Raw genomic sequence first — 19,645 nt, 5'->3', positions numbered from 1 at the left:
GAGAAAATTCATGAAACCGTTTGTAATTTTATGCCTAATTTCACAACTTCTTTTTAGTGAAACTTTTACTTTTCAAGAGGGAAAAACTTATGATTTTGCGGAAAAAAATGCAATAGCAGATATTCAAGAACATATTAAAAAGAATGAGAAAAACATAGAGGCAAAAATAGCAAAAAAACAACTTGAACAAAAGAGTAAAGCTAGAGATTGGAAGCCTGAGCAAAGAAAACTTACGGCAGCTACAAAAAATAAAGTTTTTTACCCAGATATGACTTACACGGTGCCTGAAGATATTAAAGATGCTACGGGGCGGATTATGTATGCAAAAGGGTTTAAATTTAATCCTGCTGATTATGTACACATGCAGCAAGAAATTGTAATTATCGATGCAAGTAATAAAATAGAGCTTGAGTGGGCAAAAAAGAACAGCTATCTTGATAGTGCAAAATATATGGTTTTATTGGCGGGCGGCAATGCATTTGAGATTACGGAAGAGTTTAAAAAACCTGCTTACTATCTTACTAAAGAGGTTGCCGACAAATTTCAAATCCAAAAAACCCCATCGATTGTAAAACAAATTAAAAATAAAATCAAAGTGAGTGAAATATGTTTAAAAAATTGTCAATAATTTATTTTGTGTTTGTTGTAAATGCTTTTGCTGTTTGTGCGCCAACGGGGGCATTAACTCTTGATTTGATAGGTAAGATTGACTATAGCGCAATGTTTCCTCTTAGAATTGCTGGGGCAACTATTGTTCCTGGAAGAATGCCAGATAGTTCAAGCCACGTAGGCAGCCCTATTTGTGTGTGTACGGATCCATTTCCAAGAATAGGTATACCTATATCCTATTTTGAACCGTCTCGAATAATTGAAGTCGTTTCTGATTCGTGGTGCTTTCCTACTTTTGGTTTTGGAGCAGGTGTAGGAAGAATAGGAGGCGGTACATATGGAGATGGGCAAGATAGACAAAAAACTTTCTATCAGGCGCATTATTTAATATTTCCTATTTTTTCCTTACTTGAGTTATTAACAGATTTTGTATGCCTTCAAAGTACTGGGGCTGACTATGCATATGTTACAGAAGTAGATCCTCTTTGGAATAGCGATACTCTTAGTGCTTTTATGACACCTGAAGCTTTGTTGTTTGGGAATCCAATTGCCAACTTAGCTTGTGTAGCCGACTCTGCTGCTGCTACTCTTTTTAATCCGATAGACCCTCTCTTTTGGTGCAAGGGAACTTGGGGTAATGCTTATCCTCTAACAGGATGGACAAATACAAAAAATATGGTGGAAGATGCTGCAAGTGTAGCATCTTCAATGATCTATAAGCTACACAGGCAATTGATACTATGGGGTAGTTGGGGGCAAGCAGGATTATGCGGTTACTATCCAGCTCCTATCTGGAGAAAATCAGCATATCGCTTGCAGCTAGTTTCTCCAATACCGTCTTATGCAACAACGATTGGGACATCAGGACTAATTTGGACACCAGGGCACAATCCACCATTTATCGGAGATAACTTTGGATTTATGCTATTTAAAAAAAGGGATTGTTGTGTTTTATAAGGAGAAAATTATGCAAAAACTAATCTTATTGTCTGCTATTGCTTTTATGGACTTACAAGCAGAAGCTGATATAAATGAATCAAAAATATTTTTAGATAAATATAGTACAGGTATTGAAAAAGTAAAAAAAGAGAGCAATATCAACAATAGCGCAGATGTGAGTGCATTAAAATTATTTAAAGATATAAATATTTCTGATTCTATCAGAGCAGATGCAAAAAACATTTTTGAAAATAGGCTTGCAGATGAAAATGCTGAAAATACAGCTAAATCAGATGCTGAAGTTATTCATTCCGATAAGTTTAAAAAACAGTTTCGTGAGGCAAAAGACAATCTGCTTTATGACAAAAAATTAGGTTGGGGCGAACAAACGGTAATAGCAGAGCAATATGTAAAATCTCAACAGGAAAAAGGTGAGCAAAATTTTTACTTTAATTCAAAAGAGACAATCTATATTTTTATAAGTTCATCACTGCCTAAAGAGACGATTGAAAACTATCTTGAGAGTACAAAATATATTCAAGATAATGTAGTTTTTGTAATGCAAGGTGCTATAGGCGGTATGCAAAAGATAAAGCCTACTTTACAATGGATTAAAGAACTTATAGGAGAAAAATACGCCAATGCAAAAATCGTAATAGATCCAAGATTATCTGAACATTTCAATATAAAGCAAGTACCAGCAATTTTATATACACAAAAAGATTTTTTTGAGATGAAATCGCAAGAGGTACAATCTGAAAACGCTGATAAAGCAGATGCTGATACATATATTTTTTACGGTGATATGCCTATTGGCTATGTCATTAAAAAAATGAATGAAAAGAAACAAAACTCTTTTTTACAAAATATTCTAAAAAAATTGGAAACAAAATGAAAAAGATAGTTTTAACGATTATTCTCATTTCAAATTTGTTTGCGAGTACTCCGGTGCTTAATTTAAACGGCATCTACTTCTATGATATCAAAGAGGTTTTAAATTATTCAAATCCAAAAGACACAAGAAAAATTATATTGATTTTTTCTTCTAGCAGTTGCAGCCACTGTGTAACTTTCAAAAATAAACTTGTATCTTTGGATGCTAAAACCAAACAGCACTTAAGCTCAAAATATATATTTGCTTTAGTTGAAGATGATATTCAGATGCTTCAGATGTTCAAGGTTACATCTACCCCCACTACTTTCGTTATGACTCAAAATAAAAAGTTTGTTATCGCTCCAATGGTAGGCGAGCCAGAAGATATCAATGAATTTGTTAATTATTTGATAAAGATTTTGGAAATATAAAAACACTCACATTCTTAAAAACCTTTTTTTTCAACTTATTTATGAATAAGGGGAAACAGAGAAAAAGGTTGAACCATGAAAAAAATTGATACTGGTTAAAAACACACTTTTAACAAATGTTGCTGTTGTAGCGGATTTTAAATTTAAAAATATCAGTGGAGAAAAAAATGGATAAAAAGATTATATTTACTGCCGTATTGGTGATGGTTTTTTGTGGGGCAGCATTTGCTGGAACAACGGATACACTGGGAATGAGTGGGCTTTGGACGAAAGTTCAGGCAATTTTGACAGACCAATATCTGCAGCCGATACTTGTTGTAGGTATGTTGGCTATGGCTGTGTTTAGAGCCTATAAAGAACATCCGTTTCAAGGTGTTATGGTAGGTGCTTTAGCTCTAATTATTGGGCAATTGGACAGCATTGCTCAAGCGATTGCTGGTGCTATGATCTAATGAGCAACTATATAAAAATCTATCGTAGTACCAATAAGGATATTACGATAGGTAATTATACATTACATGATATAGCTATACCTATCGGTGGTATAGCCATTGCAAAAGTGTTTCAATTTGGTTTTACGGCTACTTTAATAACTATCGCTGTCGCAATTTATTTAATGATTCTTATCAAAGAGCTGAATGAAACTAAAGTGAAAGGTTATTACTGGGTGATGCTGTGGTGGTATGGCATCACAAGCCCAGATTATAAAACATTTCCAAAAAGCCATGAAAGAGAGTTTGTAAAATGACCAGAAAATTTTTTAAAAATGAGCACGATAAGTTAGTTGCAAAAGAAATTGCTAATAAGGCAGTTTCTATAATCTTGGCGGGAGCATTGGCTGTTTGTAGCTTTACAATTTATAAGCTTTACACTGAGCAAAAAGTTGTGGTTGTGCCAACAAATATAACGGAAGAGTTTTGGGTAACTTCAAGAAATGTAAGTGAAACATACTTAAAGCAGATGGGGCAATATGTAGCGACTGCACTTTTAAATGTCTCTCCAAATAGCGCAAAAGGACAGTTTGAGTTAATCCTTGATCTTGCAGCTCCTTCCTATTATCAAAATCTCAGGCAGGAATTAGTAAATCAGACTAGATACCTTGTTGAAAATGGGATAACAAGTGCTTTTTGGGCAAAAACATTCAAATATGAAAAAGACCATATTCTAGTTCAGGGGACAAAGCACAACATAATCGGAGATAAAGTTGTTGAAAAAAAAGAGGTGGTTTTAAAAATTTATTTTGAAGTTCAAAACGGAAGGTTTTATATTTCGACTTTTGAAATTAAATGATTTTTATGAATAAGAGTAAATAGAAAAAAGGCAAGAGATGAAAAAAATATTGTTTATATCCTTAATGGCATCTGCTCTTCTGATGGCAGATACTCCAAAAGCCGATGCAAATACATTTAAGTATGAAAATGAAACTCTAAGGATACGCATTAGCAAAAACAGTGTAAACAGAATTGTTTTACCTGCAGCCATTACAGGCAAAATATTTAGCCAAGAGAAAAACTTAAACATACAATCAAATGGACATGAAGCATATGTAAAAGTCATACCTTCCAAAAAGACAGAAACTATTGACAATAAAGTGACAGAAACGGAAATAGTTTATGCAGACAAAGAAGCCGAAGTGTTTTTTTTGACAGAAAACAAAACCTATGCAATAGTTTTTGTTCCAGATAAAATCGACACAAGAACCGTGTACATAACCGACAATACGGTAAAAAAAGAAGATATCGAAAAAGTTGAAAAAGCCTCAAACGAATATACTAAAAATATAAAAAATATTTTTAAATTGGCAATAGCAAATAAATTGAGCAATAGCTTTACTGAGATTGTTCAAAATGCAAGGCATGATGATTTTTTGTTTTTAAGTCAATTTGACGGTACAAATTACCAAGTACATAAATTTTTTGTCTTCAATAAAAGCGACAAAACAATCGAAAAAATCAATCAAATTGTTAAAAATAAGATAGTTGCCACTGCTGTATTTGAGCAAAACTATTTTATTTTGTGTGAACAGAACAAATAGGGAGCCATCATGGAAGAAGAAAATAACACCGAGATAATATCTCCGAATTTAGACGCACAAAAAGAGCAAAGAAATATAAAACTTATCGCAGGTGGCGCAGCGTTGGCTGTTCTTGTCGCTTGGAGAGTTTGGGTTGCAATTGGCTCAACTGAAGATAACACGGTGGTTGAAAAAGAAAAAATCAGAATATTTAAAAACGACGACATGGTGCAAACAAAATTTGTAGGCGAAATTGCTCCAGAGATAAGTGCACAAAAAAGTGAATTACAGCAGATGAAAAAACAACAAGCAGAGCAGCTTAAGCAGATTGATGAAATGAAGAAGATGATGGAGCAAATGGCAGAAAATACACCTGAATCAAAATCTAAAAAAGGTGTAGATTTTAAGTATTCTGACTCAAATCAAGAAGAAGATTCTTATCCTCTTCCTTTCCAAAGTTTCCAAAATACAAATCCTCAAGCAGCTGTCGTACAAAAACCTGTAGAGAAAATAATAAAGATTGAAAATATGCAAGACAGCATGGTTTTTGATATAAAAAAAAATGATGACAACATCACTGATGATAAAAAAATTTCCCGCGGGAAAAAAAATATAACTCTTGCTCCTGGAGTATTAATAAAAGCAAGACTTATAAGTGGGGTTAGAGCACCAACACTTACAAAAGCTGTACATGAACCGCAACCTGTATTTTTAAAAGTAACTGATTTGGCAATTCTTCCAAACAGAGGTAAATTAAATATTAAAGAGTGCATAGTTAAGGGAGAAGCAAAAGGAGATCTTGCGACTGAGACGGTTCATATCAGAACAAATTTTTTATCATGCACGACAAACGATGGCGAAGTTTTAGTCTCTAAACTTTCAGCAAGTGTATTTGGCACAAGTGGGACAAACGGCATTGGTGGAGTAGTTGTAAGTAAACAAGGCGCACTACTTGGCAGAAGTTTGATTGCTGGTTTTGTGGATGGCTTTGCAAAAAGTGGAAGTAGCCAATACCAAAGTGTTTTGACAACTACTACAGGAACTCTTACATCTAACGAAGGAATGAGCAGTGACGAAATGCTAAAGAGTGGAGCGTACGGAGGAATGTCAAAAGCTGGATCGGAAATGTCTAAATTTTATATGGATATGGTTAGGCAAATTGAACCTTCCATTGAGATTAAGCCAAATATAGATGTAGATATTATGGTTACAGATGTATCGACAATAGAATTTAAGAAAGAGGTGTGAGATGAAAATAGTTCTATTGATAATCACTATGTTAATTTTTAACGGTTGTTGGCTAATGCCATATAAAGAGAATTTTAGCTGTAACTCTGATTTAGATGCGGGTAGATGTGGGATGGTAAGAGACAATTACAATTTAGAGGCAGGGAAAGACAAATGAAAACAGAGAAAAAAATGGGATTTTTTACAGTAGTAATCTTACTAGTTGGGATTGCGTTTGCAGGATGTGCAGAAAACAAGCTTGAAGTACCAGAAGTACAAAATTTGGAAGTTAAAATTGTTGAAAAAAAAGTCGATAGCGAAAGTCCGCTTTTAACAAAACCTAAAATAGCCAAAATAAAAATTGAAAGCTATATTGATTCCGATGGTGATTATCATGAGGCATCAAGGCTTCATTTAAAAATTCAAGAGTCTGCGTTTGCCGAAGATAAAAAATATTTTTCCATAAACAAGGAGTAAATATATGTCTATGTTCAAAAAGATAGGAAAAAATATCAGAGATAGATTCATTGCTTCTAACGCATACGATGACAAAAAGCATTATACATTTTCTCACTTCTCTGATTATATTCGTCCCTCTATATATGACGAAAATGGTATCTGGGAAACAAACGACGGCGAGTATGCTTGGATATGTGAACTTGCTCCTAGAATAAGAATGGGCAGTGAAACAGCAGAGACTTTTGAGCAAGCTTTGTCAAAAATACCTGAAGGTTTTTATACACAAATAATTCTCTTTGGCTCTAAAAATATAGAACTGTATCTGCAAGAATACACAAAAGTGCATACGCAAAGAGATGAAGATATCGTTTTAAACGGTGTTTATAACTTTGTAAACTTTTTACGCCAAAAAACCGAAGAGCCTATAAATGCAAGATTTTCTACGCAAATTAAAAATAATAGAGTTTTTTTTGTCTTGAAAAATAGAGATTTTAGTAAGTTAAAAGCTATCAAAGAAGATGTTTTCAATATTTTAAATTCTAACCATTTTTACCCAACAAACTTAGAAGAAAATGAGCTAAAAGCAATATTTTTTGAAATGGTAAATCCAAATCATAGCATGCAGAATATTCAAGAATACAACGAGAGAAAATTCTTTAATAAACAGATTATGGCAAGTGACAATAAAATATCTGTTTACAAAGACAGTGTCGTAGTAGATGGAAAATACTTTAAAGCTCTGACTCCAATAAAATATCCAAAATATGCACATATAAGTGAGTTTGGCATGAAGCTTGGGGATTATATCTCCAAAGGTTCGGATAGCAATCAATTCGTAGATAATTATATGATTTGTCTTAATCTTACAAGAGTAAGTTCTACTGAATCTGCCTCTATAAAAAGAAATAAACAAATTGTTAAAGGTGGGGGAAATACAGGAAGTAAAGTCAAGAAAGAAAAAACAGAGATACAGGATATTATTGAAAATATTGAGGATAGAAAGCCTTTATTTAAGGTTGATTTGAATATCTGGGTCAGCGGTAAAACATATGAGCTGGCAAAAGCAAATACAGATAGAATCAAATCATATTGGCAGAAAAAAACTCAAAAGGGCGAGGAAGAGATAGGCGGTATCATCTTAGAAGATTTTACATTTGCGGTAATGCCATTGTTTATAGGCAGCTTACCGGCTGGAATCAACAAAGAGTATTTTCAGCTTATCTCTAAATCTAACGATGAAAACCATTTTGTACATGAAGTGTGTCAGTTTTTACCTTTGGAAGCAGACTATAGCGGTAACTATCCAAACCTAATATTTGTCAGTAAAAGAGGGCAAATGTGCGGTGTAGATATTTTTAATTCTAACTATTCAAAAAATGCTTTTATCGTTGCACAAGCCGGAGCAGGAAAATCTGTTTTGGCAAACTTTATTGCTTTCAATGAGTATTGCAGAAAAACGAGAGTTTTTATTATAGATATTGGGGAATCTTATAAAAAGATTTGTGAAGAGAATGGGGGTGAATATATATCCATTGACATGAATAAACCTATCTCTTTCAATCCTTTTCATGGGCTGCAGACAACATATAATGAGTATCTTCAAACTGCAGCCAAAGAAACGCTTGATGAAGTACTTGAACAGACAGAGTTTATGATCAACTTTGTTTACATGATAGGTGCAAATCTTTTTTCGGAACAAGCTCAGTCTGAAGAACGATATATCAAAGGTGTTTTACAAGATGTTATTGCACATTTGCTAGACAATAATAAAGATAAGATTCTTGAAATTCATGATATTCAAGAACATCTTTTGCAAAAGTGTGAGGATGTTAGGTTAAGAGATTTTGCTATTCATCTAAAGCCTTGGTGTAAAGGCGGAGCATATTATAAATTTGTAGCCGGTGCTAGAGATGTGGATATGACTAAACCTATGGTTGTGCTAGACCTCTCCAGCGTTGAGCAAAGAGCAGATATTAGAGATGCACTAATTTATATAATGGCTTCAAACATTGCTTCGTTTATCTATAACAATCATGATTTTAATATTCAGACACAAGTAATTATCGATGAGGCACATAAGTTTTTAGGTAAAAACGCGATTATGGATGCTTTCTTTGACCAAGCGTATAGAAGATTTAGAAAGCACAATGCTTCAATTATCGTTATCACTCAAAGTTTTGAAGATATCTACAATATGAAAACAGGCGGCTTATCTATTGCAGGACAAGCAATCATGGCAAACAGTCCTTATAAATTCTTTCTCAATCAAAACGATACTGCTATCAATGCTATCAAGCAATCAGGACTCTTTACGCTCTCAGAACTTGATATAGAGCTGCTAAAAAGCACAAAAAGCTTAAAAGGATACTACTCTGAAATATTTTACATCAATCCAGAGAATGAAATATCGGTCGTTAGACTTTTAATAGATAGATACTTTTACTATCTAAGCAGTTCCGATCCAAAAGACAAAGCAAAAATCAACGAAATTATGAATAAGCATCAGTTGTCAACAGGCAAAGCGATTCAATATATCGTAGATCAAGAAAAAATAGGAGCGTAAAATGAATTTGAAAAATAATTTAAAAGGGCTAATAGATGTAGTTTTTGTAGCTGTCACAATTGGCGGCGGTATTTATGCTTATGATGCATATAAAACTTCAAATCAAAAGGTTTATGTTGTAGATGCACAAAGAATCTACCAGCTAAAACAAGCAACACTGCAAGCTTCTTCTGCAACCGAAGATGATGTTATTAAACATTACGATAGTTTAGAAAAAATTATTATTTTTTCTAACGACTATATAAATACTGTCTCTCAAGAGAAAGAGACTCTTGTTTATCCAAAAACGCATATCTTAACCACAAAATCAAATAAAATCATAGATCTTACCGATGATTTAATCAATAGACTTAAACAGCAAAAACTATTGCCATGAATAAAAAAGTTCTCAATATATCAATTGTTGTGGTGTCTATGGTTGCAATATTTGTTGGGCTAAAAGCATCGGATATGAAATTTGTAATTCCTGAAAGCGAATCTGTAAATGGCTCGCTTTTTTTACTTCAAGATAAAGATGCTGCAAATGATTATGTTGTGTTTGAATATAACAAAATTGACTATAAAAATTATCATCGTGGCAAGCTGTTTATTAAAAAAATCGGTTGTGATAGTGGACAGCATTTATTGGTTCAGGATTACAAAGTAGTTTGTGACGGAAGAGCAATTGCAACCATATTCCAAAAAAACAATGAAGGACAGCTTATGCCAAATTATAGCTATGACGGAATTATTCCAAACAACCAATTCTTTGCTTTGGGTGAGCATCTTAAAAGTTTTGACAGTAGATACTTTGGGTTAGTGGATAAAAAGCAAATTTCAAAAAGTGCGAGGAGGATATTTTGAAAAAAATAGTTTTAAGTATTGTCGCAATTGGCATATTATCGGCAGATTGGATAAAAGATAATATGATTGATGTCGGCACAGATATGGGCTACTATCAAACTCAAACAAGAGGTATCTACACATTAGGTTCTCAAACCATACGTTATAGAGAGGTTGGCGGAACAATTACGCCTTTTCACATAGATCCTCCACGATTCAATGTTGGATGCGGCGGTATAGATATCGGCATGGGAGGGTTTAACTATCTTCAACCAGAGTTTATTATTGAAAAGCTAAAAGCAATAAGTGCTGCGGCTCCAGCATTTGTTTATCAAATGGCGATTTCCGCTCTATGCAAAGATTGTCAAAACATCATGAATGAGCTTGAGAAATTTGCAAATATGATAAATGGAATGAACTTTGATACTTGTGGTGCTATACAAGGCGCTGAAGGTGCGGGCAAGCTAGTCGGCGAAGCGATGAATCAGTCTGTCTTTAGTGGGCAATCAGATTCATGGATGTCCCAAAATTTAAAAACAGGAACAGAAGCTATTCAAGGATGGAACAGTAGTTTAAAAAATTATTTTGGTGGAAATGCACAAAAAGCAAATGATATGATGGAAATCTTAATTCTTGAGGGTAGCTTACTGCATCTTGTTTCAACAAAAGGGTTGCCTAATGTTTCTAAATTAGATCTTTTAGGTAATGATGCTGATGGAGATAAACTTATTTTATCAATTTTTAGAGCTGCAATAGGTGATGTTATCGGCGGTAAGGATACCGATGGAAAACCGACTGCGTATGCAGTACCAGGTGGAACAACAAATGATCTTTTTAAAACAATTTACGAAGGTGGAAAAATACCATATTCTAGTTATTCAACCGCAACGAAAAATCTCTCAAAATTTAATGAGCATGATATAACGAAGGGTGCGAAAGATATTATCAAAGAACATCTAACCGAGATTTACAATAAGATGAAAAATAGGCAAATATTAGATGATGATGATAAAAGATTTTTATCAACATTAAGTTTTCCTGTGTACAAATATTTAAACACCGCAGTATTAAGCAGAGCTGATAACGATTTTGATTTTATGACTAGCCAGATTGCTGCAGACCAGACAAAAGATTTAGTATTGTTTTTATCAAGATTGATTGCTAGAGGTATTTCTTCTTATATTGCTATTCATGGTAAAGACCTTTCACCTGAAAATGTTAAACATGCAAATGAAATGACCAAAAAAATAAATGAGCTAAACAAGCAAACAATGCAATATTATTCTGCTATTCAGGAAAATTTTACACAACATAAAAATATATTAGATCTTATCCGCAAAAGAGATCAAGACCTTAAGTCCCAAGCTGCAAATCAAGCCTTTATGGGTAAATAGCAATGTATAAATTATTATTTTTACTTACGCTAATTAGTAACATAAATGCTGGGGAATATTTAAACGAAGCAAAAAGTTTAAATAATCATTTTGGCAAAAATTTTCAAAACACAATCGTTGCTCCAGGAACGGGTGCTTCTAGTTTTAATACCGTTGATGGCAAGTCTACTTTTAAGGCAAATATGACTTGCGACGGCTCAACTCAAGCTATAGCAGATATCTCTTATACGGGCACTAGTGATATTTCCATATCTGTTAATGCTGATATAAATGGAGATGGTACAAAAGAAATGCATAGTACGCTTACAGGTATAAGCGGGATATGCGCAGACGGGGTTGTTAAGTGTGATGTAGGCACTTGGAATAACTGTAGCTATCATAGATATCAATACAATTCAAGCGGTATTTCTTTAGCTGCCTCCAATCGCTCCTCAAATTGCTACTGCATTAACAGCTCTTGTGGGAGCTTGGCGAGTTCTAGCAATGATAGAATTTTGAATGATATATCAGCAGGTATCTATAATATATTACAAGCAAATATGCCTCGTTTTGTGCTTACAAGAGTAAGTAATGACAACTCTATAGTTGAGATTTTTGGAGAAAATCAAGATACTTGCCGAAACTATCAAACAGGTAGCAGCAACTATGCATACAGTGAGACCGATAACTCAAGCATAATTAATCAAGGTAATACTACAATGTATAACGACCAAAATAATCCAAATACGGCAGCTGGAACTTTACTCAGAGCAACGGTAAATGAAAATAGTATTGATTTTACTGCCGATAAAAATGCCCTAAGAACAAAGGCAGATTCAATACCTGTAGCAACTGAATCCAATAAAATAGTTTCTGCTGCAGGCGAAACTTTCAATATGTCTAGGATAGAAGATTTAGAAGAACCTACATACTGTCAAATTCAAAGAATTGTTTCAAACGGACAAATCTATACTGACGGATCAACTTCTTATACATCCAATACGACAAATACTCAAGTTTTTGAATATGAGCTACGAGAATGTACCGGTGCAAATCGGGATATCTGCCCATTTGAAACAGGTGAGACTGTCAAATATGCTTGTGGAGAAGTAAATAAATCAAGCTTTAATGAGTCTGTTGCTAGTCTTAGTGTGCTTAACGAATTAGCAAAAGACATGACTTGCTCTACTAATTAAATCTTTTTCTCCAATGAACTTGTTTCATACACGCATTTTTAAAATCCTTAAAAAATTACGATAGGAGCAAGTATTGGAAAAGAACATAAAAAAAGCTAAAAAGTGTATCGAAACAAGAGACCTTTCAGGTGCATTGACGCATTTGCATTTAATTTATAGCGCGTTTCATAAAAGAAAAGAGGAAATATGTTTTAAGCGCAGAAGCTTAAGCTTCAAGCAGATTGCCAACTCTGATTGCCCTTACTACAATGAGTGGAGAGGCAAATTTTCACTGTTTCATCCAACTGCCTCAAAACTATTGGAGATAGTGGAAGATGAAAGTTATCGAAAAGAAAAAGAGTTTACCAATATGCTTGGTGAAGACTTGTTGAAAAAAACAATCACATTGCGTAACCATTGTGATATGTTTGCGAAATTACAGAAAACAACAGAGCAAAAAGCATACAAATAATTAACTACCGATAATAAAGAATAAAATCTAAAAATTCCAATTAACTTCAAAAAAACTACTTCCTTTTTTATGCATCTATATCTTTAAAATCATCAAAATTATGAATAAGAGTAAATAGAAAAAAAGGCAAGAGATGAAAAAAATATTGTTTATATCCTTAATGGCATCTGCTCTTCTGGCAGATATTTCAAAAGTCGATGCGCAAAAAGCATTAATCCAAAATGTTATTCCAAATTCTAAGTTTATAAAATATGAAAAAGCTGTGGAATTGGATGGATTTTATAGAGTTTATTTTGACAATGGGCAACTTCTTTATATCAATCCTTTAAACGAAACAATAGTTTTTGGAGAAGTGTGGAGTAAAGAGGGTAAAAGTTATACCACGCATTTTGTGCAAAAGTGGAAAGAAGAACTGGCGAAAAATGAACTGAAAAATATATCAATAGATAAATTGCTTAAGCCTGCAAAAAAAGCTATATTCAACAAAGGCACTCAAAATAACTATTCGTTTGTACTCTTCACAGACCCTGAATGTCCTTTCTGTAAAACAGTTGAAAAGTTTTTTAGCCAAAACAACACAACAGTTTACTACAACTTTACTCCTCTTCCATTTCATAAAAATGCAAAAGAGTGGAGTGAGATAGCATTATCTTCAAAAGACTTTAAACAAGCATTAAATGATATACATAGCGAAAATATCCCAACAGTAGAGTTGACTGATGCTGCAAAAAAACAACTAGAAGAAATGGAGATTCTTGCAAAAGAACTGAAAGTTGAGGGTACTCCAAAAATTTATGTAATTGATGAAAAAGAGCAAAAAATTGTTGATGTTGTCAATGGTGCAGATATTCCAAAACTAGAAAAATATATTAAATAAGGAGGGATGAGAAATGCTTAAAAAAATACTCTCAACTATGGTGCTTGCCACATCACTGGCTTTGGCAAGCGATACTTTCTTGCATCAATTTTTTAACGATAAAGTGTGCGATCAGGTTCTTGAAAACGACGGGTATTTTAAGACTTGTTATGACTATAAGGTAAAGGGTGCAAAATATGTTGCTTACACAATAGACGGCTCTTTAGCAAACAAAGGCAATATCGATGAACGCCCTCGTTTTTATCCAGACAAAAACATACCAAATCAATACAGCAGCGAACATTCCGACTATATCAGAAATCGCTATGGCATGGACAGAGGACATATGGCAGAAGATGCATCGTTCGATTATTCTCAAAGAAGCCTAAACGCAGTCTATGTCATGAGCAATATTATTCCTCAACACTCTACAGTAAATAGAGACAAAAAAGCTTGGGCAGGCGTAGAACGCTTTGGAAGAGCCATAGCGACAAAGATGGGTAAAGTTGATGTTCTCAATGGTGTAATCTATTCTAACAGTCCTAAGCGTATAGGACACAATCAAATTGCTGTACCAGATGCTTTTTGGAAGATGTATTACAATCAAGAACAGAAATATCAAAGATGTTTTTATTTTGAGAATAAGCCAGTTTTAAGCTTTTGCAAAATTCATGACATAAAAATCATAGCAGAGTATGTAGAAGATGAAAGTATTTACAATAAAGTTTGTGAGCTTGACATTGAGTTTTCGCAAGGATTTTATATTGGTAAACCATCAGAAAATTTATTAAGAGAGATTCTCAATTGAAAATAAATTTATTATTTATACAAGCAATATTCTTCAGTTCTCTTTTTGCCCTCGATTGCTCATCCACGAAAGATATTTTGGAGTACAACGGACACTATTATACTGTTACAACAGACAAGCTGACATTTGATGTTGCAAAACAGGTTGCTGAAAATAACGGTGGATATTTAGCCATTCCAAATACTACAACAGAGAATAACTTTATCAAAGGACTGATTGGAGGCAGTGCAGCTTGGATTGGTGTTTGGGACCCAAACTATTCATCAAGCTATTGCTACGAGGGTAGTGGTGTATGCAGCACTAATCCATCACGCTTCAAGACTGTTAAAAATGAAGCTCTGACCTATTCAAATTGGGATGCAGCTCAACCTGACAACTTTGTAAGAGACTATGATATTGTAGATAATATGGCTATGGTAGCACCTCTCGGAGAGCATTGGGGAATTATAAGTGGAAATAACGGCAAGTGGGCAGATTATGGTTCCCATGCTGATTCTTTTAACAATCCTGCTATGTTCATAGCGGTATTTGAGTATGACACAAAGCCTGAATGTTTTAAAGAAGATGACGCTATCTCTGCTGATGATTTTACGGCAAAAAAATGTAATACCAGCGTTTGGGATGAAACAGCGGATGTCTTAACTCCGGGGCAAACTTTTAACTGTATGGCTGACCAATACGGAACAAATTATTGCCCAGAAGCTTTAGCCCCCGCAGACACCTATTGGGATTATAACGATGGGTATAGCGTGGCGAATACGGGGACTGTGGTGGATTATGTGGGGAAGGTAGCAACTGTCACTCAAAATCCATTAACTTTTAAATTACAACAAACCAGTAGCTCTAATTCTAATTGGACTGATGTGTCATCATCAGGAAGTATTAGTGCCCGACCAGCAATGGCTAATGGTTACATTAAATTTAGATTTTATGATAATAAATTACAACAAACCAGTAGCTCTAATTCTAATTGGACTGATGTGTCATCATCAGGAAGTCTTAGTGTCCAACCAGCAATGGCTAATGGTTACCTTAAATTTAGATTTTATGATAATAAATTACAACAAACCAGTAGCTCTAATTCTAATTGGACTGATGTGTCATCATCAGGAAGTATTAGTGTCCAACCAGCAATGGCTAATGGTTACCTTAAATTTAGATTGGTTAGCGAAGGAGGCGGCACGACCACAACTTACACCTGCCCCCCAACCTACACCGACAACGGCACAAACTGTAAGAAAACAATAAGCTACACCTACTACAACTATCTATGCTCTACAGGAACGGTTATTGACGATGGCGGTAATTGTTTAAAAACAGATCCAAATCTTACGCTTGATAATACATCTACTTTGGATGATCCTTGTAACAGCTCTACACCTCCTCCAGACAACTGTAAAGCAGTTGCTTATACATGTAACTCTACCTTGAGAGAGCCTGCTTGGGTTGACAATCAATGGCAGTGTAGTCCATTCCCTTGTATTGGAGAGAGTGATGTTGAAAATTTAGATGCAAGTGTCGGAGCTTCTGATCCTGACAATGGCGGTTGGAATGAGAACGGAGGGTGTGATGGACAGATATACCTTTTTAGTGGTAAAGGCGAAAAATGCCGCTCATGGGATATGTTCTTTGGTTTGGTAGGCGGCGGATGTTGTGATAAAGACAAAGTATTTGCTGGGTTAATAGCATGCAAAGCTAATGAAAAGCTTCTTGCTGAAAAAAATAAAGCTGAACAGTGCCACTACGTCGGAGAGTTTTGCTCTAAGAAAATCAAACTAGGTTTTGTAAAAATATGCGTTCAAAAATCTAAAGGGCACTGCTGCTTTAATTCAAAACTTGGAAGAATACTTCAAGAACAAGGACGCGCTCAATTAAATATAGGCTGGGGAAGCGGCGAGAATCCTCAATGCAGAGGTTTTACTCCAGAAGAGTTTCAAAAGCTTGATTTTAGCAAGATGGATTTAAGTGAGGTTTTTGAAGATATAAAGCTTAATACTATCAACATGACAACTATTACTGACAATATAAAAAACAAAGTAAAAGATATTAACAGATGAGCAGAAAAAGGATTTAGATGCCAAAAAAAGATACAAGTTCTAAGCTAATACAAGAAATTTTATTAGCTCCTGATGTTAGTTATTGGCTTAAAAGAACGATTGAAGAGCTAGAAAAAAGAGATATCATTGATGTTTTGGACGATATAGAATTGCTTCATAAAATTTTTTCTTTGAAATTTGAAGAGATAAAAATTATGAATAAGAGTAAAATAAGGTAAAAGGCAAAAAGATGAGTAACCAAAAAGATTTTATACCTGTAGAAGAGGTATGTACGAGACTAAACAAAGAGTTGAGCGCAAATGTATTTACTCGTGGTAAATTTATGAGATTAGTAAAAAGAGGACTCATTAAATTTCATGATGTTAGAACACCGGGAACATCAATGATAAGATATGCCTTTAATTATGAAGAGGTAAAAGAGAGCTTGGAAAAATTAAAAAAAACCGATAACTCAGATAACTCCGAGAACCTTTAAAATAGGGCTTCTCTGGTTTTTATATATTATATTGGTAAGACCGATAACTCCGATAAGTAGTTAATAGTATGTTATAATTTTAAAAATAAAAAAAGGATTTATTATGGCTTATGTTATACGAGATGGAAAACTTGAAAAAGCTCAACCCATAACTAACCTTACTCCTGAGCAAAAAAAAGTATTAAGAGTTAGTACTGCAAAACAATCTTCTAAGTTAAGAGAACTTAAGGCTCAAAAAGAAGCAAGTTGAAAAATATTTCAATAAGCCCTTTATCTGCTCAAGAGCTAGAATCATTTTTTAAGAAGCTTGATTTTTCAAAAGATTCTGAGCATATCAAAAAATATATTAGTATTGTTAGAGAGACAGCTGCTTGCCAGCAAGTTATCATATATGAAGCTTATGATTTAAGCAAAGATGATATTTTTGGATTTTTTGCACTTAAAACTACTCATGATGATATCGATAATGTTCCAGGTGTCATCGTTGAGTTTTTGTATTTAAAAGTAGAGTATAGATCAAAAATAGAAGAGTTTTCAAATATAAAATATAGTTTTTTACTACTTGACCATATTATTAATATAGCGATAGATATTCAAAAATTAGTAGCTATTAATCATGTTTATTTAGTCCCTATAAGCGATAAAATGAGAGCAATATATAATGAGTACGGTTTTGTAAATATTCCTGGTTCTGGCAAAAATGAATATGAAGATTATATGGTTTTTAACCTTTTAGATGAAGATTCTACGCTGTTGTAAATTTGATTATAAAAAAAGTAGAAGTGTCGCTAAAAGTGTCGCTAAAAATTAAAGAAATAGTGCCAATTGGCGTTAATTACATATGACAAAATCCTCATAAATACGTGTTTATAAGATTTAATTTTTCCCTGCTAAGGATGCGTACGGGTAACCGTACCGAGGGTTCAAATCCCTCCCTATCCACCACAAAGCCCTATTTTAGGGACTTTTAAAGCCCTCTAAAAACTAAGTAAAAACCCTCTGTACCCTTAGAAGAAAAAATGGTTATACGCAAAAAATATTATATGTAACATCAAAAAATTGTTTAACAGCTGGAGCATATAAATATATTGAAGAGAATAATGATATATTGGAACATCAAATTATATCGATAATAGCATAGCAGCCAGAGGGGTGATTAATCCCTCTGTTTTGATTAATGTAGAGCGGGTGCGAACACCATCAACACTAAAAAAACTACTAATATGTTGAACTTCAAAAGATTCCTTTCCTTTGAATTCCCGCCCACCCCATCCTTGCCAAAAAAAAGGCAAAAAAAAAGGCTAAGACCGAAGCCCTAGCCCTTACTCAAAGTAGTCCGATAATCAGTCGGACAAGACATCTTTTGTTGTTCAAACGAAAGAAGTATATCATAGAAAAATAAATATCAATCTAAACTTTTATAAGCACCCTCACGAGTAGTTACATGTAAAACTAAAATCACAAGCTTATTTTCATATTTTTTATACACAACTCTATAAGAGCGGAGTTTTAAGCGGTAAAGTGTCTCTGTTTGACCTTTAAGCTTTTTTATCTTCCCAGAGTGCATAAGAGATTTCTCATATTCGGCATTAAAGTTTTGAGCGAACTGATATAAAGAATCACGAATGAATACTATATCAGATTTATGAATAGATTTAAAATCCTTTTTTGCCGTAATTGAAAAATCAATCTCGTACATCTAAGCCCAATTCTTTAAAAAATTCATCCATAGGAACAGTTTTAAGATTAGGGTCATTAAGCCTCTTCTCCGCTACTCTTATATCAAGATAATCAAAATACATCTCAAGAGCAGAAGCGATAATATGGCTCTTTTTTTCGTTTAATTCTTCAGCATAACGAGTTATATCATTGTTTATAGAAGTAGGTAATGTTATATTTAATCTAGTTGTATTCATTTGTCACTCCTTATTTATGTGTATGATTATACACAATTTTAAGTAAAAGTTTCACTAGCTAAACGTTCAAAAAACAGGGTTAAGTTAGAGTCTGACAATCATTTTGCAAGTGTACGATTGGATTATGACGGGGTTACTAAGCATTGGTTGCTTACGGCGTTTGAGAAAAATGGTGATAGGTATAAGTTTTTTAAAAGATTTTTAGATGAAACCGACAAGGAAGTAAAATTTTTATCGATTGTAGAAGATGAAAAGGGGGAGTTTATGTTTCACTAGCTAAGCGGTGTTGTGGTAAAGTGTCGCTATATTCGGATAAAGAGTACGCTACCATTATTAGGTTTCACTAGCTAAGCGGTGTTGTGGTAAAGTGTCGCAAAGGCGGGTTCGCTCCTAAAGTTTATACAAAAGGGTTTCACTAGCTAAGCGGTGTTGTGGTAAAGTGTCGCCGTTATAAATGTCTTCTTTAGCTTTTTGCTGGTAGTTTCACTAGCTAAGCGGTGTTGTGGTAAAGTGTCGCTCGTCGTCGCTGTATTCTGGCTCGTCCTCCTCCGGGTTTCACTAGCTAAGCGGTGTTG

At 34.1% G+C, this 19,645-nt stretch carries 25 protein-coding genes, 1 tRNA gene and 1 CRISPR repeat array; of the genes, 24 read left to right on the top strand and 2 right to left on the bottom strand.

Annotated features, from left to right (window positions below; translation table 11 throughout):
• Positions 1 to 10: 10 nt before the first annotated feature.
• From PHY84_RS02395 to PHY84_RS02280, 24 genes are all read left to right on the top strand, one after another.
• Positions 11 to 628, top strand: coding sequence for a chromosome segregation protein ParM (locus tag PHY84_RS02395; RefSeq protein WP_299857337.1), 618 nt, complete (start codon positions 11 to 13; stop codon positions 626 to 628).
• Positions 607 to 1,566: a TraU family protein gene (locus PHY84_RS02390; protein WP_299857335.1), complete on the top strand. Its 960-nt coding sequence runs from the start codon at positions 607 to 609 to the stop codon at positions 1,564 to 1,566. Before PHY84_RS02395 ends, PHY84_RS02390 begins: the two co-directional genes overlap by 22 nt.
• A 10-nt stretch (positions 1,567 to 1,576) precedes the next feature.
• On the top strand, positions 1,577 to 2,443 hold the full coding sequence (locus PHY84_RS02385) for a TrbC family F-type conjugative pilus assembly protein (protein ID WP_299857333.1): 867 nt from the start codon (positions 1,577 to 1,579) through the stop codon (positions 2,441 to 2,443).
• Complete coding sequence (locus PHY84_RS02380; protein ID WP_299857331.1) at positions 2,440 to 2,853, top strand: hypothetical protein; 414 nt, start codon at positions 2,440 to 2,442, stop codon at positions 2,851 to 2,853. The genes PHY84_RS02385 and PHY84_RS02380 overlap by 4 nt, the downstream gene beginning before the upstream one ends.
• Before the next feature lie 167 nt (positions 2,854 to 3,020).
• Positions 3,021 to 3,305: a hypothetical protein gene (locus PHY84_RS02375; protein ID WP_299857329.1), complete on the top strand. Its 285-nt coding sequence runs from the start codon at positions 3,021 to 3,023 to the stop codon at positions 3,303 to 3,305.
• Positions 3,305 to 3,601: a hypothetical protein gene (locus tag PHY84_RS02370; RefSeq protein WP_299857327.1), complete on the top strand. Its 297-nt coding sequence runs from the start codon at positions 3,305 to 3,307 to the stop codon at positions 3,599 to 3,601. Before PHY84_RS02375 ends, PHY84_RS02370 begins: the two co-directional genes overlap by 1 nt.
• Positions 3,598 to 4,143, top strand: coding sequence for a TraE/TraK family type IV conjugative transfer system protein (locus PHY84_RS02365; RefSeq protein WP_299857325.1), 546 nt, complete (start codon positions 3,598 to 3,600; stop codon positions 4,141 to 4,143). The genes PHY84_RS02370 and PHY84_RS02365 overlap by 4 nt, the downstream gene beginning before the upstream one ends.
• A 37-nt stretch (positions 4,144 to 4,180) precedes the next feature.
• Entirely contained in the window at positions 4,181 to 4,888 is a 708-nt protein-coding gene (locus tag PHY84_RS02360) for a type-F conjugative transfer system secretin TraK (RefSeq protein WP_299857323.1), read from the top strand.
• A 9-nt stretch (positions 4,889 to 4,897) separates the two neighbouring features.
• Positions 4,898 to 6,115 carry a TraB/VirB10 family protein gene (locus tag PHY84_RS02355; protein ID WP_299857321.1) on the top strand — a complete coding sequence of 406 codons (1,218 nt, stop codon included), beginning with the start codon at positions 4,898 to 4,900 and terminating at the stop codon, positions 6,113 to 6,115.
• Between the two features lie 153 nt (positions 6,116 to 6,268).
• A complete protein-coding gene (locus PHY84_RS02350; RefSeq protein WP_299857319.1) occupies positions 6,269 to 6,571 on the top strand; it encodes a TraV family lipoprotein in 303 nt (100 codons plus the stop codon).
• Between the two features lie 4 nt (positions 6,572 to 6,575).
• Positions 6,576 to 9,116, top strand: a complete 2,541-nt coding sequence (locus PHY84_RS02345; protein WP_299857317.1) for a TraC family protein — start codon at positions 6,576 to 6,578, stop codon at positions 9,114 to 9,116.
• A 1-nt stretch (position 9,117) separates the two neighbouring features.
• On the top strand, positions 9,118 to 9,492 hold the full coding sequence (locus PHY84_RS02340; protein WP_299857316.1) for a hypothetical protein: 375 nt from the start codon (positions 9,118 to 9,120) through the stop codon (positions 9,490 to 9,492).
• Positions 9,489 to 9,959, top strand: coding sequence for a S26 family signal peptidase (locus tag PHY84_RS02335; protein WP_299857315.1), 471 nt, complete (start codon positions 9,489 to 9,491; stop codon positions 9,957 to 9,959). Before PHY84_RS02340 ends, PHY84_RS02335 begins: the two co-directional genes overlap by 4 nt.
• A complete protein-coding gene (locus PHY84_RS02330; protein WP_299857314.1) occupies positions 9,956 to 11,332 on the top strand; it encodes a conjugal transfer protein TraH in 1,377 nt (458 codons plus the stop codon). Before PHY84_RS02335 ends, PHY84_RS02330 begins: the two co-directional genes overlap by 4 nt.
• A 2-nt stretch (positions 11,333 to 11,334) precedes the next feature.
• Positions 11,335 to 12,507 carry a hypothetical protein gene (locus PHY84_RS02325; RefSeq protein ID WP_299857313.1) on the top strand — a complete coding sequence of 391 codons (1,173 nt, stop codon included), beginning with the start codon at positions 11,335 to 11,337 and terminating at the stop codon, positions 12,505 to 12,507.
• Positions 12,508 to 12,580: 73 nt separating this feature from the next.
• A complete protein-coding gene (locus PHY84_RS02320) occupies positions 12,581 to 12,958 on the top strand; it encodes a hypothetical protein (protein ID WP_299857312.1) in 378 nt (125 codons plus the stop codon).
• Positions 12,959 to 13,091: 133 nt separating this feature from the next.
• Positions 13,092 to 13,835: a thioredoxin fold domain-containing protein gene (locus tag PHY84_RS02315; protein ID WP_299857311.1), complete on the top strand. Its 744-nt coding sequence runs from the start codon at positions 13,092 to 13,094 to the stop codon at positions 13,833 to 13,835.
• A gap of 13 nt (positions 13,836 to 13,848) precedes the next feature.
• Entirely contained in the window at positions 13,849 to 14,622 is a 774-nt protein-coding gene (locus PHY84_RS02310; RefSeq protein ID WP_299857310.1) for a DNA/RNA non-specific endonuclease, read from the top strand.
• Positions 14,619 to 16,679, top strand: coding sequence for a conjugal transfer protein TraN (gene traN, locus PHY84_RS02305; RefSeq protein ID WP_299857309.1), 2,061 nt, complete (start codon positions 14,619 to 14,621; stop codon positions 16,677 to 16,679). Before PHY84_RS02310 ends, traN begins: the two co-directional genes overlap by 4 nt.
• Positions 16,680 to 16,696: 17 nt before the next feature.
• Positions 16,697 to 16,897 carry a hypothetical protein gene (locus tag PHY84_RS02300; RefSeq protein WP_299857308.1) on the top strand — a complete coding sequence of 67 codons (201 nt, stop codon included), beginning with the start codon at positions 16,697 to 16,699 and terminating at the stop codon, positions 16,895 to 16,897.
• Between the two features lie 11 nt (positions 16,898 to 16,908).
• Complete coding sequence (locus PHY84_RS02295; protein ID WP_299857307.1) at positions 16,909 to 17,154, top strand: hypothetical protein; 246 nt, start codon at positions 16,909 to 16,911, stop codon at positions 17,152 to 17,154.
• 103 nt (positions 17,155 to 17,257) lie between these two features.
• Positions 17,258 to 17,404 carry a hypothetical protein gene (locus tag PHY84_RS02290; RefSeq protein WP_294880859.1) on the top strand — a complete coding sequence of 49 codons (147 nt, stop codon included), beginning with the start codon at positions 17,258 to 17,260 and terminating at the stop codon, positions 17,402 to 17,404.
• The gene (locus tag PHY84_RS02285) at positions 17,401 to 17,913 is read left to right on the top strand and encodes a hypothetical protein (RefSeq protein WP_299857306.1); all 513 of its coding nucleotides are present in this window, start codon (positions 17,401 to 17,403) and stop codon (positions 17,911 to 17,913) included. The genes PHY84_RS02290 and PHY84_RS02285 overlap by 4 nt, the downstream gene beginning before the upstream one ends.
• Positions 17,914 to 17,971: 58 nt before the next feature.
• Positions 17,972 to 18,099: transfer RNA gene (locus PHY84_RS02280), tRNA-OTHER, on the top strand.
• A 460-nt stretch (positions 18,100 to 18,559) separates the two neighbouring features.
• Here the strand turns inward: PHY84_RS02280 and PHY84_RS02275 are convergent.
• Entirely contained in the window at positions 18,560 to 18,853 is a 294-nt protein-coding gene (locus tag PHY84_RS02275; RefSeq protein WP_299857305.1) for a type II toxin-antitoxin system mRNA interferase toxin, RelE/StbE family, read from the bottom strand.
• Complete coding sequence (locus PHY84_RS02270) at positions 18,840 to 19,070, bottom strand: hypothetical protein (protein WP_299857304.1); 231 nt, start codon at positions 19,068 to 19,070, stop codon at positions 18,840 to 18,842. Before PHY84_RS02270 ends, PHY84_RS02275 begins: the two co-directional genes overlap by 14 nt.
• 266 nt (positions 19,071 to 19,336) lie before the next feature.
• A CRISPR array of direct repeats spans positions 19,337 to 19,645; the repeat unit is 23 nt; unit sequence GTTTCACTAGCTAAGCGGTGTTG.

Origin of the sequence: Sulfurimonas sp. (assembly GCF_028694605.1) — a bacterium.
Taxonomy (GTDB): Bacteria; Campylobacterota; Campylobacteria; order Campylobacterales; family Sulfurimonadaceae; genus Sulfurimonas.
Note: the sequence above shows the minus strand (reverse complement) of the source record. Positions and strands in the feature narration are given on the sequence as shown.